The 15,989-nt window shown below is 53.4% G+C and carries 12 protein-coding genes; 3 read left to right on the plus strand and 9 right to left on the minus strand.

Annotated features, from left to right (window positions below; genetic code table 11):
- Window positions 1-182: 182 nt before the first annotated feature.
- On the plus strand, window positions 183-1,016 hold the full coding sequence (locus ACO064_RS18600; RefSeq protein WP_421828730.1) for a hypothetical protein: 834 nt from the start codon (window positions 183-185) through the stop codon (window positions 1,014-1,016).
- 11 nt (window positions 1,017-1,027) lie between these two features.
- On the opposite strand, the gene ACO064_RS18605 is transcribed toward ACO064_RS18600, so the two are convergent.
- The 8 genes from ACO064_RS18605 to ACO064_RS18640 form a co-directional block, all read right to left on the minus strand.
- Window positions 1,028-2,191 carry a sensor histidine kinase gene (locus ACO064_RS18605; RefSeq protein WP_421828731.1) on the minus strand — a complete coding sequence of 388 codons (1,164 nt, stop codon included), beginning with the start codon at window positions 2,189-2,191 and terminating at the stop codon, window positions 1,028-1,030.
- A 178-nt stretch (window positions 2,192-2,369) separates the two neighbouring features.
- On the minus strand, window positions 2,370-2,804 hold the full coding sequence (locus ACO064_RS18610; RefSeq protein ID WP_421828732.1) for an ester cyclase: 435 nt from the start codon (window positions 2,802-2,804) through the stop codon (window positions 2,370-2,372).
- A gap of 90 nt (window positions 2,805-2,894) precedes the next feature.
- Window positions 2,895-3,461 carry a Crp/Fnr family transcriptional regulator gene (locus tag ACO064_RS18615; RefSeq protein WP_421828733.1) on the minus strand — a complete coding sequence of 189 codons (567 nt, stop codon included), beginning with the start codon at window positions 3,459-3,461 and terminating at the stop codon, window positions 2,895-2,897.
- Between the two features lie 21 nt (window positions 3,462-3,482).
- Window positions 3,483-4,946 (minus strand): sulfatase, encoded by a 1,464-nt coding sequence (locus ACO064_RS18620; RefSeq protein ID WP_421828734.1) that lies wholly within the window; start codon window positions 4,944-4,946, stop codon window positions 3,483-3,485.
- Window positions 4,947-4,990: 44 nt separating this feature from the next.
- A complete protein-coding gene (locus ACO064_RS18625; protein WP_421828735.1) occupies window positions 4,991-5,500 on the minus strand; it encodes a GNAT family N-acetyltransferase in 510 nt (169 codons plus the stop codon).
- Window positions 5,501-5,576: 76 nt separating this feature from the next.
- Complete coding sequence (locus tag ACO064_RS18630) at window positions 5,577-6,863, minus strand: O-antigen ligase family protein (RefSeq protein WP_421828736.1); 1,287 nt, start codon at window positions 6,861-6,863, stop codon at window positions 5,577-5,579.
- A 334-nt stretch (window positions 6,864-7,197) separates the two neighbouring features.
- On the minus strand, window positions 7,198-10,731 hold the full coding sequence (locus ACO064_RS18635; RefSeq protein WP_421828737.1) for a M1 family aminopeptidase: 3,534 nt from the start codon (window positions 10,729-10,731) through the stop codon (window positions 7,198-7,200).
- The gene (locus ACO064_RS18640; RefSeq protein ID WP_421828739.1) at window positions 10,725-11,615 is read right to left on the minus strand and encodes an ABC transporter ATP-binding protein; all 891 of its coding nucleotides are present in this window, start codon (window positions 11,613-11,615) and stop codon (window positions 10,725-10,727) included. The genes ACO064_RS18635 and ACO064_RS18640 overlap by 7 nt, the downstream gene beginning before the upstream one ends.
- Before the next feature lie 204 nt (window positions 11,616-11,819).
- Between ACO064_RS18640 and ACO064_RS18645 the strand changes: the two genes are divergently transcribed.
- Both ACO064_RS18645 and ACO064_RS18650 read left to right on the plus strand, forming a co-directional pair.
- Window positions 11,820-13,319, plus strand: coding sequence for a sensor histidine kinase (locus ACO064_RS18645; protein ID WP_421828740.1), 1,500 nt, complete (start codon window positions 11,820-11,822; stop codon window positions 13,317-13,319).
- A complete protein-coding gene (locus ACO064_RS18650) occupies window positions 13,316-14,032 on the plus strand; it encodes a LytR/AlgR family response regulator transcription factor (RefSeq protein ID WP_421828741.1) in 717 nt (238 codons plus the stop codon). Before ACO064_RS18645 ends, ACO064_RS18650 begins: the two co-directional genes overlap by 4 nt.
- 194 nt (window positions 14,033-14,226) lie before the next feature.
- On the opposite strand, the gene ACO064_RS18655 is transcribed toward ACO064_RS18650, so the two are convergent.
- The gene (locus ACO064_RS18655) at window positions 14,227-15,756 is read right to left on the minus strand and encodes a PKD domain-containing protein (RefSeq protein ID WP_421828742.1); all 1,530 of its coding nucleotides are present in this window, start codon (window positions 15,754-15,756) and stop codon (window positions 14,227-14,229) included.
- Window positions 15,757-15,989: the final 233 nt, after the last annotated feature.

Consider the following 15,989-nt stretch of genomic DNA (forward strand, 5'->3'; position numbering starts at 1 on the left):
ACCACGGGATTTCGTTGTTCTATTCAGTTCCTTTTTCTGCGGCTTCAATGCCCCTAATCATCCGTTGATGACAAAACCGTCTGGAGAAACGCGCTCCTGCGGCTAGTTTTGCAGCGGTTTATTAGCCACTCCGCCGGTCAGCAGGTGGAGCGCGCTGTCATCGTAACGCTCCACCACCAGCCATGATCACCTCCGCCTTGCAGAAAAACCGCCCGTGGTTTTTGCTATTGGGTTCCCTCATTTTGATGAACCTGAGCGCCTGTTCGCCCGAGTCCACGCTTTCGCAGGAACCAGAACCGACCGCCCTTCGACTGCAAAAAATCACGGCGGGCGAACAGAACTTTCAGCAATACCACTACAGTTCTGCCGGTCTTCTGGTCAAATTTCAATCGAACTGGGCGTATGCCGACAGCACAGTAGCGATCCTGAATGCCGAGCTGGAATACGACGCTGAAAACCGCCTGAGTCGCATCATCAGCAATGGAAGCCTGTCGGTGAAGTTTTATTACGAAGGGAAATTGCTCGACAAAACCGAAGAATACGATCATCGGAACCGGCTGGTGGTTTCGCATTTTTACCTCTTTGGCGCAGAAGGTCGGCTCGTCGAACTGCTCGATCAGATTCACGATACCGACAACGATACCTTTGAAACCGCTACGTTTATCAAATACCGGTATGAATACGACAGCCGGGGAAACGTGACGCAGACCCAATCGTTCATTCGAAAACCGGGCAGTGCGTCATTCAAAGCCTGGGAAACGGTTGCGTATGAAGGCTACGATGACAGGAAAAATCCGCATCAGCCGCTCGTTCAGTATCCCTATCTGCCTCAGGAGCGGACGATGGTCAACAATCCGGGAAAAATTACCGTTAAACGGTCGGAAGACCAATCGGTTATCTCGGTGCTGACCCTGACGTATCAGTATAACCAACAAGGCTATCCGACGCACAAAACCCAGCAGATGACAACGACGAAGCCGTTTCCGGCCAGTACGGTTTATTACCACTACGAGTAGGAGACAATTCGTCAGTTCAGCGACTGCAGGGAATCGGTCTGGACAAAATGATGAAGCATTTTGATCACTTTCGGAATGGTAAAATAAAACGTCGATCCCTGGCCCACGGTGCTATCGATCCAGATTTGCCCTCCGTAAATGTCGATCACTTTCTTGCAGGTAGCGAGCCCGATGCCAGTGCCGGAATACTGATTGCGTCCGTGAAGCCGCTGGAAAATCTGAAATACCCGCTCGAAATACTGCCGGTCGATGCCGATGCCGTTGTCACGGATGGCAAAGCGATACTGGTGGCCCTCATCCGTCACCTGGATGCTGACCCGGGGAGCTATGTCGGGTCGGCGGTATTTAAGGGCGTTGGAAATCAGGTTTTGAAACAACTGTTTCAGGTCGGTGCGATGGCCCATAATCGTGGGCAGGGCGTCCAGATCCACCACGGCCCCCGTGGCCTGAATTTCGGCTTGCTGTTCCTCCAGAATTTCATCGACCAATTCCTGCAGATCGACCTCCTTTAGCGCAACATCACTGCCAACCCGCGAGAAATCAAGGAGGTCGTTGATCAGGTTGCGCATGCGCTCAGCCGCAGCCGTCGACACCCCAATGAGCCGCCGGGCATCCGGATCGAGGTCAGCGCCGTATTTGTTTTCGAGCAGCGACAGGTAGTTGGCGATCGTTTTCAGGGGCGATTGCAGATCATGCGATGCGATGTAGGCAAACTGCTGCAATTCCTGATTGGAGCGCGTCAGTTCCTGCATGGCCAGTTGGCGATAGGACAGTTCGCGGTCATATTCTTTCGAGGTGCGCAACCCGACGGCTTCCTTAAAATACCGAACCAGAGCAACGACCGTTGCTACTGACACCACCGCCGTCAGAAAACGAATCAGGGCGTTGATGCGGTAGGCCGGAATCCAGAACATGGCGGCATCAATCAGGTGGGTGAGGCCACAAAACAGAATGAAGGCACCAAAAAGCCAGAAAACACCGGCCAGGGGTACCCCTTTTTTGATGAAGATGAAGCGAATCAGAATGAGCGGAATCGCCATGTAGGCCAGCCAGATGGTCAGGTCGGAAAGAATATACAGCCAGCCATGAAAGTCGGTCCAGGTACCGCAATTCCAGCGGGGCGGCCAGTCGCTGGTATCGGCGAGCCGTCGGAAAAAATCAACTACTTGCTCCATTGGGCAAAACGGGTCAACAGCGCGGGCGCGGAGTCTGCCAGTGGCCTGGTAGAGCGTACTGAATCAAACACGCTGCCCGGCTTTAGAACCACTACTGAAAATCGGGGATTTTGTTGTTAAACTTACTGGAAAGTGCGCTTAATTTATTACAGAAGGCTATTTTTTTTCGCTCCAGCATTCACACCTGGATTTTGCAGCCGTGGGTGCTGTTTCTGAGTTGATTTTCCAGTGAATTTCCGTCGAGTAAGGCCCAATGTTCCCGGATTTTTCCATCGCTTACTTTAAAACACCGATAGCCTACCACGGAGGCTTCTGCCCCGGCAGGTTCGATGCCACGCCAGACGCCGATCTGCCGCACCTGCATGGTGAATTTGATCATGACGGTATCGCCTTCGGTTACCTGCTCTTTAATGCCGGTTTGGTGCTCGAATGCCGCGCTGGTGGCCAGAATCCATTGTTTCAACCCCTGCTGGTTGGCCGGGAACGACGCCGGCAGCGAGTGATCGATAAATTCCGGATGAAGATAATCATCAAGCACATCAAAGCGGTTTTTATTCCAGATGTTTTCGATAAAATGAGCAACCATCGTGCGCGTATTGGTTGGAGTGTCCATGTGGTGTTGATCGTTAAAGCGTGAAACGGTAGCAAAATTCGCCCTATTTTCTTCGATCGACCTGTGACGAAAATCACAAAATGAAAACCCTTACCGGTTTTTGCGGATTCGGCTGACTGTTTCCCGGGCCATGCCCAAATAGGAGGAAAGCTGCGACAGCGAAACCCGCTGCAGCAACTGCGGGAAATGGCGAACCACGTAGGCATACCGTTCGGTGGGGGAGTGGATCCGGAAAAGATTGGCGTGGTCTTCCTGAACGACCAGCATTTGTTCCAGCAAATTCCGCCCGAATGATTCGATCTCCGCCGACTGGCGGTATAAATCCAGCAGGGTTTCTTTCGCAAACTCCCAAACGACGGCGGCTTCACCCGCCTGAATCCAGCAGGCCGAAGGAGCCCCCGAACGCAGGCTTTTCAAATCCGTCACAAATTCGTTTTCGAACGAAAACCGGGTGTTGATTTCTTTGCCGTCTTTGTTGTAAAACGTTCGCAAATACCCTTTTTCAACGTACCAGATCGTTTTGCAAGCCTGGCCTTCCGGCAGCAAAACCTGACCTTTTGCCAGCGGTTTTTGCCGGGTGGAGTGGAGCAACAGATCGGACGCGCCCCGCGAGAGTTCCGCAATCGATTGAATACCCGCTTCAAGGCTACTGGTCATGGATTTCTGGTTTAAGCAGGATCACTCAAACTCCCATTTACTCACCCACAAATCCTTCGTCTGCTGTTGAAACCGTTTGAGCTTTTCCTGCATTCGTTTCAAAGTCGCCCGGTGTTTGGGGTCATTGGCCAGGTTGCGGACTTCGTCGGGATCGGTTTGGAGGTCATACAACTCGAACCGCGGGCGATTCAGATACGCGGCTACGGTCCGTTTACCGTATAGAGTACGACCGGTTTTGCGCACATCCTGCCACGTAAAAGAATGATACAGATCGAGCGCCATCGGAAAGGGTAGCGCATGGGCGAGGTTGAAAATCAGCTTGTAGCGTCGTTCGCGCAAGACGCGCATCGGGTAGTACATCGTCACCTCGTGCAGTGAATGCGACGCGTAAACTTCATCCCAGCCCGTTACCTTTTCCTGTTCCACCATCGCTTTAAAACTCCGGCCCTGGCTATAAATTGTGTCTGACAACGCGCCCGCAAAATCCAGCAGGGTGGGTGTTAGATCGACCCACGAAACCATCGCATCCTGCACGAATCCCGGTTTTTGCGGTTTGGGCAGTTTGACGATAAGCGGCAATTTCATCCCCGGTTCGTATAACGTCGTTTTTGATCCGGGAAACGGCGCACCATTGTCCGATAAATACACGATCAGCGTGTTGTCATACTGCCCGGTTTCTTTCAGCAAAGCCACCAGCCGTTCCACACCCTGATCCAGCCGACTGATCGACTCGTAGTATTGCGCCAACTCCATCCGGGCCGCCCGCGTATCCGGCAGGTAAGGCGGCACCTGAACCTGAAAAGGCTGGTAAAAAACGTCGTGAACCTGCGGATAACCGCCCGGCCGGTTGCCAAACCGATTGGCTTGATCGCTTTTAAAAACCGGTGCACCACCCGCCGACACAGCATTGCTCCGGTGCGGATCGTCGGTGGCAAAGTAGAGAAAAAACGGTTTTTCGGCGGGTTCGGAGAAGAGCGAATAACACAGATCGGCCATCGAAACCGGGCTGCGGCCAATCGACACCGGATCGTTGACACCACCGCCCCGCAGCACCTGTTGAAAATGATAGGTTCGTTCGGGAGCCACATGGAATTTGCCGATCCGGGCCGTTCGATAGCCAGCTTTTTCGAGCAACACCGGCAGGGTTCGAACCGTGTCGAAGGAACTGAAATGGTGTTCCCGGTGCTCCAGGCCATACATGCCGTTGGCGTGGTTGTGAAGCCCCGTCAGCAACACCGACCGGCTCGGGCTGCAACTGGCCGTGGTGCAGAAGGCGTTCGTAAATCGGGTGCCTTCGGCAGCTAACCGGTCGATATGGGGCGTTTTGATGACCGGATTGCCGTAACAACCGACGGCTTCGCGTCCGTGATCGTCGGCGACAATCACAACGATGTTGGGTCGGGCATCTTTCCGGTGGGTCGTGGACCGAAAAGCGGTCAGAATGGCCAGAAAGAGCAGTGTCAGGGCGAACAGAAGTCGTACCATCTTTCACTTTTTACCGTAAAAATAGGGGATTTAAGGGGCAAATTTCAGGAAAGATTCAATCGCTTTTCATAACAGAAAAACCGCAAACCGGGGCGGAATCCCAGCCCGATTTCACCGGCAAATTCGTAACCGACCTTCGGAAAAAGCCGCTGCGTGGCTTCGTTTTGGGTGTTCGTATCGATTCGGAGCACGTTGATGCCGCGTTGGCGGGCTACTTCGTCGGCCTGCGTCAGCAACTGCGCGGCAATGCCCCGACCCCGAACGGCCGGATCGACCGCCAGGCGATGCACGACAATGGCCGTTTCGCTCAAATCCCAGCCTACCTGCGCATATTCCGGTTCCTGATCCGTGGTGATGGCGGCTACACCGACCGGTTTTTCGTCCAGTTCAGCGACCCAAAGCTGGTTCTGCGCAATGTCTTTTTCGAAAACCGCAGCGTTCGGATACTGGTCGTCCCACTGAAAATTACCGGTAGCCTGCATCAGCGGAACTACGCGCCGGATCAACTGGAGTAAAGCCGGAATGTCATTGAAAGTCGCCGGGCGGACGGTCATGGATAGGATTCTGATCGTTTGATAACCGAGGCAAAATACGGAAGTTTTCGGCTATTCACATCCGACACCGCGGTTTTTATCCAATTTCGTGCAGGACTTTTACCGGCCGGGTTCTCGTTCTGATGACTTCCGGCTCTGCCAGATTTGGGGGCAGTTTCATTCCCGTCAGGAAAAACAAAGCGGTGAAGAAGGAGTAAAACACCACCCCATGCTGCTGCGACCAGACATTCTCGGTGAAGAAGGTAATGCTGACAATCATCAGCAAAATAGCATAGAGGTGATCGCGCCGTCGAAACGCATTGACAAACTGAATTCCCAGAATGGCCAGCAGTAAACCAATACCAATCAGGCCAAACGAGAGCCATTGGTTGATGTATTCGTTGTGGGTGTCATACGCCACCAGCGGAATGTTGAACCGCTTCGAATATACTTCATATTGAGCCCGCAAAGCCTGATCGACATAACCGGGGCCTAACCCCGCCACCCAATGTTCTTTCAGCATGTCCAGATCGACCGACCAGATCACCTGGCGCATCTGCACCGAATTGGCATTGGGGTTATCGGTCGGTTTGGCGTTGATCAAAGCCGAAAACTCCCCGATCCGCTGGCCGCTGAACGGAATGGAAATACAGGCTACCGATACCGAAAGAAGCAGTACGGCCAGAATGGGAACAAGCCGGTATGTGTGTTTCCGGTTAATCCAGCCATAGTACAGCAGGATGACGAACAGCGCAATGACGGGGGCTTTGGGCATGAGGGCCATCAGAAACAGGAACAACGGAAAAAGTACTGCACCCAGTTTCCAGCCTTTTAATTGCTGCCGGTGCGTGGGTGAAAGCAGCAGAATGGCGGAGGCAAAACACAGGTTGATGCCCATGTAGGTCGGGTGAAAACCCGTGATTTTAGCAAAATAAAGCCGGTATTGAATGTGGGCCTCCGGACCGCTGATTTGCCAGCCGTATTCGAGCAGGTAGAACAGGTTGCCCGCCAAACAGGAAATAAAACAGGCATATACGAAGTAAATCAGCTCACCGGAAAGGATTTTGCGCGTTTGGGGCTGTAAAAGAAGAAGGGCAAACGGCACCACAAACAGGCTGGCTTTCTGTTCAAGATCAAAAAGGACGCCGGAACGGTTGGCGGGATCGGTAAAGGGAACGTGTAAGGCGTAAAGTAAGTAAACACTGCCCAGTAAAAAAACTCCGCCGTAGGGTCGGAAAGCGCGGTTTTTATTGAAAAAAATGTCCCTGATGACCCAGAATAGAAAAATTCCCATCAGAACAAAAATCTGCACCCGGTTGGGCAGCAAAAGCGCAAACATCACAATCCGGGCCAAATGCTTATCGTACGCAGTCAAGCTATTCATTCACGTTGTTTTTATTGGGGACTGCGTCATGCGGACAGGCTGGGGCAACAATAACGTCACACGACCAGGCTGCTAATCAGTTGTTTAGAGGGAGATTTGTCTTTGAAAAACCGGTTCTCCACCCCCACATGCGATCCCACTGTTTGCTATAAGACCCTATAGACGGGGAAGTAGTTGTAATTGTTTCGCTATTCTTATCGTATAGCCCCGACAGTTCTAACGAAAACCGGCTTAAAAGCTTGTGCATTAGGCCTTTTCTCCCGGTAAATTTTTTAGGACTTTTTGCAGGGTGGTAGCGAGAACGGCTACCTGTTGGTCCGGGTAAGGATTTTCATTACCCGTTCATATCCGCCACATTGTTCTGCGAATTTTCGTCCAGTGCGTAACCATACGGATCGATCGCGACGGCTTTTGGCTTTTTGCCAACAGTCAGTTGAACGATCGTACGCGGTTTTGTGAAGCGGTATTTTCGGCTGTAAATCGGTCGGATTGTTGTGGTCCAAAACTCCGAAGGCTGATCAAAAACCGCGATTTCCCACGCGTCGTCGGGCGGCAGGCTTACCGGTTTTCCATCGTTTCGATGCTCAGTTTTCGCTATATTGACTTCCAGCGTGAGCGCAAACCGACCCTGCGTGACGGGTTTGCAGGAAAGCACCCGAATGGACAAGGCGTTGGTGACGACCTTCCGTAAACCCTCGTCGATCAGCCGATGCTGTTCTTCCGTTGCTTCCCGTTTCAGGACTTGCACCAGATCCTCCGGTTTTGGCTTTTTCCGGGGATAGGAATGGTTGGTGAGGAGTTGGCGCAACGCCCGGTTGAAACGCGCTTCACCCATCTGTTCCTGAATCCGGCACAGCACCAGACCCCCTTTCTGATACCCGGCAAACGGCTGATTCTCCGTGACAACCAACGGCAATTCCGCTTCCGACTGATTACGACTGGCAAAATAAAAATTCTTATCACCCTGAAAGTAAGGCCGTAAAATCATTTTGCCGTACCGTTTCCGGAGAACCGTCGCTTCCGTGTATTTCGCCAGCGACTCCGTCAGCAGTTGATCGCCCGGCCCGGAAACCGGCCGAAGCTGGTGCGCCCACCACTGATGGGCGACTTCGTGTACGACGGTAGCGTAGGCATAATTCACCTTTTGACGCTCCCGAAAGTCTGTCAGGAAATTGAGTTTTTCCCGGCTGAAAACCGTTCCCGGATAGGCCGTTGCCGAACCGCCATACTGCGGAATTTCCGCCAGCGTCAGGTGCCGGAACGGATACGGACCAAAATGACGGGTGCCGTAAGCCAGCGCATCTTTCAAGCCCTGCATCATGGCGGGAATATTAGCGGTTTGCCCCGGTTGATACAGAATGCGCAAGGTCACCCCTTCATAGACTTCGGTTTTTTCGGCATACCGGGCCGAACTCAGCGCAAACATGAACGGCACCGGGTGGCCTGATTGATAGGTGAAATACCGCCGGTCGCCCTGAAGCCACGATTTTTGCAGTATCCCCACCGTGGCAATCTGCTGGTCGGCAGCCGTTGAAATCGTGGTTTCCAGATCGATCAGGTGGTAGTGGTCCGAAGGGTTCTCAACGGTTTGCCGACCCAATCCCGCTGCCCGGCGAACGGCTTCATCGTCGGATTCCAGCCGGGCGTTGTAGCCCAAAAACGGCACGTATTTCTCCAACTCGATGTAGGAACCGTTTTCGACCACCGCGTTTTCACTGTTGAACGGCATAAAACCGGACCGCAAAACCTCCATCGAGAAGTGCAGCGAAGTGGTTTCGCCCGGTAGCAACGGTTTTGCCAGTTCGAACTGGTATTGGTGAAAAACCGGGTCGTAGGTTTTCTGCCGACCGCCGGAGAGTGTCAGTCGAACGGCCGAAACCTCCGGGTCGACACCCAGCCAGATCCGCTTCAAGGGCGTTTTGGATTGATTTTGAAGCTGATAACGTCCCTTTACGCGGTATTGGCGACGTTCCGGGTACAGATCCACCTGCGTTTTCAGGGCGGTAATCACCGGCTGGGGGAGGTTTGCAAACCGTTTGTAGGTCTGTTCGTAGCGAATCTGCCAGTTCTGCCGGGTGGTTTTGCTTTGGTACTTCCCAATCACGTTAGTCTGGTAATAAATCAACCCGCCCACCAGCAATCCGAGCAGAAATACTCCGCCAAAAAGGATTCTTCCGGTTTTTCCGACCTGTTTTTCGACGGTTTTCAGGCGGTGTCGCGCCCGGACGTGCAACGTAGTGGGCCAGAAGCCGACGGCCAAAACCGTGAGCAAAACCGCGCAGCAGCCCCAATAAACCATATACCAATCGAAAGCGGGAGCATAATGACCAAAACCGTTCATCGATGAATAATTCAGTTCGGGAACGACGGCGTACCGGAGCAGGTAATGTTCGATGCCCAGTCGGCGGCTGAAAACCAGCAGGGCCGCCACCACCAGGCTGAGGAGTAAGCCGAAGTATTTGTTCGGACTGAGGGTCTGGATAAAAACGACCAGAACCGCAAACCACAGCAGGGGCAAACCGCTGTAATAGTAAAGCGATCCGTAAAGCAGGACGCCCGGTTCGAAATAGCCCGCCATTGCCTGAATCGACAGCCCGATTCCGATGTTGCTGCTGACAATCAGGCCAATGAGCAGGGCTAAAGCAGCTAGTTTGGCTCCGACGAAAACCAGTGGATGCGCGGGTGTGCTGGCGATTAATGCCTGCCGCTGGCCCAATCGCTCCCGCCCGACCAGTTCGGCTCCCCAGAAAATGATCAGCAACAGGGCGGGCCGGATCGAGCAGAGGTATTCGACGATCACCCCCGTATCCGGATACGTCACGATGCCGAACCAGCCGTTGCGCAGGTGGTCTTTCAGGTCGATTCCGGTCAGGAAAACCCAGAGAATCAGCATCACCCAAACCGGGAAATTTCCAAAAACCGCCCTGGCTTCTGCTTTTAGTTGCGCTCCGAACGCCTTTGCCGTATGCCGCAACGTGCCGGGCGTCTGGTGGTACCGGCGATACGGCGTTCGTGGGCCAACGGGCGACTCCGGTTTTGTTTTTCGGGAACGAACCCGTTTGGTTTCGCCGAACGAAAACCCGCGATAGCTGACCGCCAGCACCAGCAGCGCCAGTCCGGTCCACACCAGCCGGTTGATCCCGAACAACCCGCTGACGGGAAAAAGCTGATGATTTCGCTGGTCGACGGTCCAGAAACGGGTTTCCTGAAAAAAGGGAGCCAGTCCGAACGGGTCCATCAAAAAGGGTAGCAAACCCGCCGAATCTGCGCGGAGTGCCGAACCCGCCATCAGGGGCGAATTGCCCAGAACCGAACCCAGCAGATACAGCACGTAAATCAACACGCCGGTGGTGTAAACCGCCCGTGAGCTCCGGCTCAGCAGGGCCGTGCTAAAAATGAGGCTGACCGAAAAGAAGAGATTCGGCACCCCGAACACCAGCAACGGCCAGGCGTAAAAAGCCAGGTGAACCGGCCCCCGCCGGGCTGGATCGCTCAGAAAAGAACCGACGAAGAGGCCCAGAACCGCCAGCACCAGCAGGCCGAAAACCGCCAGGAATAAACCCGAAAACCGGGCAGCAACGTAGGAAAACCGCCGGACAGAACTTGTCGCCACCAGCGCGTCCATCCGGTAGGTGGTATCGCGCAACACCACATTGGCGCACAGCAACGTGCTGACCAGGATCGAAAACAGCGAAAGCAGCGCCACCAGGGTAGTGACGACGTAGGGGGCGTTGGTATATACCGCGTCGCCCCCAAAACCGCCCCGCACGGCGATGAGTCCAAACAGGAAGAATAACCCGGCTGCGGCCCGGAACGAGAGCTGGCGGCTGTGATACCAACCTTCGAAGCGAAGTAACTTGTTTAGCATACGGTTTCCTGTTTGGTCTCCGGGAGAACCGAAAAATATACTTCTTCCAGACTGGGCAAAACCGGTTCGAAACCAGCCTCAGGGCATTCGTCGGCCAGCACCAGCACCTGGCGTTTTCCCGAAAACCGACGGGTCGACAAAACCGTGTAGGCCGCCTGATACTGCGGCAGCGTGTCATTCGGGATGGTTTTGCCCCAGACCCGGCCTTGCAGCGTGCTGGTGAGGTGGGCCGGACTGCCCTGCGCAATGATTTTTCCTGACGCTAGAATCGCCAGTTGCGGACACAGTTCGTAGACGTCTTCCACGATGTGCGTCGACAGAATCACCACCACCTCTTCGCCGATTTCGCTCAGCAGATCGTGAAAATGGTTCCGCTCTTTGGGATCGAGACCCGCCGTTGGTTCGTCCACGATGATGAGTTGCGGGTTTCCCAGCAGTGCCTGTGCAATCCCGAACCGTTGCAGCATCCCGCCCGAAAACGTGCTGACGGCCTGTTTCCGAACGGTATAGAGATTGGTTTGCTGCAAGAGCGCATCGACCTGGTCACGCCGGTCGCGCTGGTTCAGCAATCCTTTCAAAATGGCCAGGTGATGCAGGAGTTCGCTCGCCGACACGTTCGGATACACGCCAAAATCCTGCGGGAGGTAGCCCAACTGACTCCGCAAGCGCTGCGGATGCTGGTGAATATCGACGCCATCGAAGAAAACCGTACCGCTATCGGGTTGCTGGAGCGTTGCGAGCGTTCGCATGAGGGACGATTTTCCCGCGCCGTTCGGACCCAGCAGGCCGAACAAACCGTTGGGAATGGTGAGCGAAACCGCGTCCAGTGCTTTCACGCCGTTGGCGTATTGCTTGCTGAGTTGGTTGATTTGTAAGCGACTCATACCAAGGGGGTTCGTGACGAAAGAGAGTCGAAAAGTAGGGGATATTGCCATCAATGAACGGTTTATATGAGCAACGCAGCCGGTTTCGTGACGAACGATGCGTAGGGCCTGATTTTAGCCTTCCGGCGACGTTCGTCACCGGCTTCGATCCGTTCGTCATTTTGATTTGGGGATTCCATCGTAACCCGCTTTCTTGATCTTCCCATGACCACGAATACCGTAGTTTACCAACCCGAACGACTGCTTCGATACCTGGAGACCGGGCTTTTTCTGGGACTGGCCAGCGCATTGAGCATCGCCAATACGCTGACCAATCGACCGACCACCTGGCTGGCCTATTGCCAATCCGTGCTGACTGTCAGTCTATTACTCCTGCCGGTTCTGGTATTCTCGGGGAAGAAACCACACTGGAAACGGCAACTGTCCCGCCGTCGGTATCTGCAACGCTGGCTGGCCTGTTTCGTATTTTACCTTCCCGTCAGCACGGCGGTTTTTGTCTATTTCGCCCCGTTTGGCTTACCCGATTCGTTGTTCATTCTGGCCGCTTTCTACGCGCTGCTGCTGGAACTGCTGCTGGAAAGTGCGGCCTACCTGCAAAAGCAACTCCGGCGGGTTCAGTGGCTGCAAAAATTCGGTCTGGAAGAAGCCCTCATCATCAGCATCACGCTGATTTCCGTCACGCTGGCGGCCATGGCCGTTTCGAGCCTGGGCAACCCGTTGTATGACATGAAGGAGCAATTGCTGATTGCGTTTACGCTGGATTTGGGTAAGCTATTCCACCATTTCGGTACCTTTCTGAGCTATGCGCTGCAATTTTTGCTGATGTACCTGAGCGGTTATCTGTTTTTTTACCTCAACAGCCACTTTCTGGTTTCCCACGTTCTGAAACAGAAGGGGCTGGTGTTTTACGCCCTGAGTGTGCTGGCCACCATCGCGTTGCTGTATCCGCTGATCGCCCAGGCGTTGCTGCTGTTGCCCATCAACGAGCGGCTGGGTGGTTTTTTTTCGAGTAATCCGTTTCAGTTAGAAAATGCGTTTGCCGCTCTGGCGGTGATGCTGGTGAGCCTGCCCGTGGTGCTGGCGTTGCAGTGGTTCAACCAGAACAGCCGGATCGTGTCGCTGGAGAAGGAAAAAACCGAAGCCGAACTCGATTTGCTGAAACAACAGCTCAACCCGCACTTTTTCTTCAATACACTCAACAACCTCTACGCCCTGAGTCTTCAGAAATCGGAGCGGGCGCCGGAAAGCATCCTGAAACTGGCCGAGCTAATGCGGTATGTCATTTACAAAGGCCAGGAACGGCAGGTAACCATCCGGCAGGAAATCGACTATCTTGAAGATTATTTGTATTTGCAGCAACTCCGGCTTCAACGGCAGGCCGACATCCGGTTTGAACAGGAAATTGCCGACGATCGGTTGCCCGTAGCCCCGCTGTTGCTCATTGTGCTGGTTGAAAATGCTTTTAAACACGGGATCGAACCGGCGCAGGACGCGGCCTTTTTGCACCTGCTGGTTCGATCCGATGCCCGGCAGCTTTTTATGCGCTGTGAAAACTCGTTTGAGCAGCCGGAAAAAAGCCAGACCGGGATTGGGTTGCAAAACCTTCAAAGGCGGTTGGCGTTGCTGTATCCGGGAAAGCATACGCTGATCATTACTGCTACGGACCAGCGGTTTACGGCCGAATTAACGCTGCTATTCTCATGAAGATGCGATGTCTGATTATTGACGATGAACCCCTGGCGCACGAGGTCATTCGGACGTATGCGGAGGATGTGCCTTTTCTGGCGATTTGCGGGCAGTGTTACCGGGTTACGGAGGCACTCGACTTTCTGAGCCGGCATCCGGTCGATCTGATTTTTCTGGACATCCGGATGCCCCGGCTTACGGGACTGGATCTGTTAAAGACTTTGACCCGAAAACCGCTGGTGATCATTACGTCGGCCTACGAAGAATACGCCCTGGAAAGCTTCGATCTCGATGTTTCTGATTACCTGCTGAAACCCTTCCGGTTCGACCGGTTTTTGAAAGCCGTCAACCGGGCGCTGGCTGATTTCTCCCGACGGGAACCGGTGCCTATTCCACCTCCCTTGATTTCTTCCGCTCCCGCACAGCTCTACATCAAGTCCGACAAAAAACAGATTTTAGTCAATCTGGACGAGATTTACTACCTGGAAAGTCTGGGCAATTACGTGAAAGTATGGCGGGAAACCGGTTTTCTGCTGACGCCCCGAACCCTGAGCAGTTTTGAAAGTCAACTCCCGGCGGATTCGTTTATTCGCATTCATAAATCCTACCTGCTCAACAAACCGTATGTGCATTTTATCGAAGGCAACACGATTGTGCTCCGGAACGGGAAGCGGTTGCCGGTTGGGAAAAATTACAGACAGGTGGTGCAGGATATGATTGCGCCGGGTTAAGGAAAAGTGAATGTAAAATGAGGAATGATAAACGCTAAATGTAAAAGTGAATAGCGCCCGGCAACTTTTACATTTAGCGTTTATCATTCCTCATTCCTCATTTTACATTCACTTGTAACAAAAAAACAGCCCGGCACAAGCAGTACCGGGCTGTCTGAATTATCCCTAAACCCTTAATCTCAAATTCTTACAATTTATTTTTCAAGCAGAACATTGTCCTGCGCATTGGCCTTAAAGGTGTTGACAGTCGAGGCATCTGCGTTGAGTTTTGAACCGTAGTTCACGAAGATTCCGTAGCCGCCACCGTTGGCAATCGTAGTGTTTTTGATCGACAGATTCCCGCCGTATAGAGCCAGATTCGCCTTCTTGCCAGAAACGATGACCAGACTACCCCCGTTGCTGATCTCCGCATTTTCGATCACATTCCGGGAGTTGTTCGAGTAAACCATCAGACCTTTCCAGGACGCGGAGGTGCGGTCGGCACCCGTGAAGGTTACTTTTTCGGTGGCCGTTCCTTTGGCAATCAGATAACCCTTGCTATTGATCATCATGACCACATCGCGGGCTGCTTCGATCGTTACTCCGGGGCTCAGCGTCAAGCCGGATTCGACCGCAAAATCACCGGCCAGGCGGTATGGCGTTTTGTCTTTGAAACCACCCCAGGTAATATCGCTGCCTTCCCGCAGGTAATAGCCCTTGATTTCAACCACATTCCGGCCGTTTTCACCCGTGAAAACCGAAGCGGCATCCAGTTTATCGACGTTGGCGGGGTCCAGAACAATCCCGGCTTCGGTATTTTTCGTAAAGCTGTTGGTGGCAAATTCTCGCAAAATACCGCCTTCCTGCACCAGCAGGCCATAGCCATCGTTTTGCGAGAAAAGGCTGTTTTTCAGGGCAATTTGCGCTTTCCCACCGCCGAAGAGGGCCATTCCGGCTTTGGTTCCGCTGATGAGGGCGCGGCTTCCGGCGTGCATCACTTCAATGTTTTCAAATACGTTGGCGTTGCTGCCCGAGTAGATCATGATACCCACCCAGTAGCCTTTGGTTTTCTCAGCACCGATGAAACGGATTTTCTTCTCTGGCGTTCCTTTCGCGATGATCAGCCCACCGCCGTCGTTGATGTCCATGCGCGTATCCCGTTCAAAGGCGATCACGACACCGGGGTTGATGGTCAGTTCGTTCGAGACCGTGATGCTTTTGGTGACGATATAATCCGGGTAATCGGGGTTGGCGATGCGATCGGTCAGCACGGTTTTCACGGTGATGCTCTTGTCGATGGCAACGGGCTGGGCGACAGAAGCGGCCAGTTTTACTTTATCCTTGCTGGTTCCGTTGGCGTTCGAAACCGTTAGTTCGAGTTCATAATCACCCACTTCATCGGCGACGAAGGTGGGTTTGGCCGTGGTGGCCGCCGAAATGGCTGCCGTACTTTTGGCGGGTTTGGAAGCAATCGTCCACTGAAAAGTCAACGGGGCACCTTTGGTATCGACGGAGGCACTGCCGTCGAGTTTTACGGTTTCGCCCACCTGCACTTCCTGATCGGCACCGGCATTGGCTGTCACGGTGTTGGAGGGAGCGGGGGTTGGATCGACGTCGTCTTTTTTACAACCGGTTACGAGGAACGTGGCTGAAAGGAGGATGGCAAAGGCGCGCTGGGTGAATACGGTGTTGACCCATGCGGAGTTTTTCGCGAATGGAATCGCGGAAGGCATTTGTTTTTTCATGATTTGATGTTGTTTACTGTTTTGTGCGTAGCGTTCAACTACGGCTACAAAGGTGCGGCATTCATCGAATTGCGGCTGTCGCATTTTCCGACAAAAAAGAGACTTTATACGCCACCCCGTGACCACTCGCTCAATCGACTGAAAAAGAGCTTCGGTTATTCCCTGTACTTATGGCATATTCTGTTTTATCATACCTTTTGTTATGACCTTTCGCGGTTTTAGCGACTACCTTT

The sequence above is a fragment of the Larkinella sp. genome, assembly GCF_965227735.1.
Lineage (GTDB): Bacteria > Bacteroidota > Bacteroidia > Cytophagales > Spirosomataceae > Larkinella.

Bases quoted from the DNA above. Each gene is read 5' to 3' on its own strand.
- ACO064_RS18655 (WP_421828742.1), bottom strand. From the start codon at position 15,756: ATGAAAAAACAAATGCCTTCCGCGATTCCATTCGCGAAAAACTCCGCA.
- ACO064_RS18640 (WP_421828739.1), bottom strand. From the start codon at position 11,615: ATGAGTCGCTTACAAATCAACCAACTCAGCAAGCAATACGCCAACGGC.
- ACO064_RS18615 (WP_421828733.1), bottom strand. From the start codon at position 3,461: ATGACCAGTAGCCTTGAAGCGGGTATTCAATCGATTGCGGAACTCTCG.
- ACO064_RS18605 (WP_421828731.1), bottom strand. From the start codon at position 2,191: ATGGAGCAAGTAGTTGATTTTTTCCGACGGCTCGCCGATACCAGCGAC.
- ACO064_RS18635 (WP_421828737.1), bottom strand. From the start codon at position 10,731: ATGCTAAACAAGTTACTTCGCTTCGAAGGTTGGTATCACAGCCGCCAG.
- ACO064_RS18630 (WP_421828736.1), bottom strand. From the start codon at position 6,863: ATGAATAGCTTGACTGCGTACGATAAGCATTTGGCCCGGATTGTGATG.
- ACO064_RS18625 (WP_421828735.1), bottom strand. From the start codon at position 5,500: ATGACCGTCCGCCCGGCGACTTTCAATGACATTCCGGCTTTACTCCAG.
- ACO064_RS18610 (WP_421828732.1), bottom strand. From the start codon at position 2,804: ATGGACACTCCAACCAATACGCGCACGATGGTTGCTCATTTTATCGAA.
- ACO064_RS18600 (WP_421828730.1), top strand. From the start codon at position 183: ATGATCACCTCCGCCTTGCAGAAAAACCGCCCGTGGTTTTTGCTATTG.
- ACO064_RS18645 (WP_421828740.1), top strand. From the start codon at position 11,820: ATGACCACGAATACCGTAGTTTACCAACCCGAACGACTGCTTCGATAC.
- ACO064_RS18620 (WP_421828734.1), bottom strand. From the start codon at position 4,946: ATGGTACGACTTCTGTTCGCCCTGACACTGCTCTTTCTGGCCATTCTG.
- ACO064_RS18650 (WP_421828741.1), top strand. From the start codon at position 13,316: ATGAAGATGCGATGTCTGATTATTGACGATGAACCCCTGGCGCACGAG.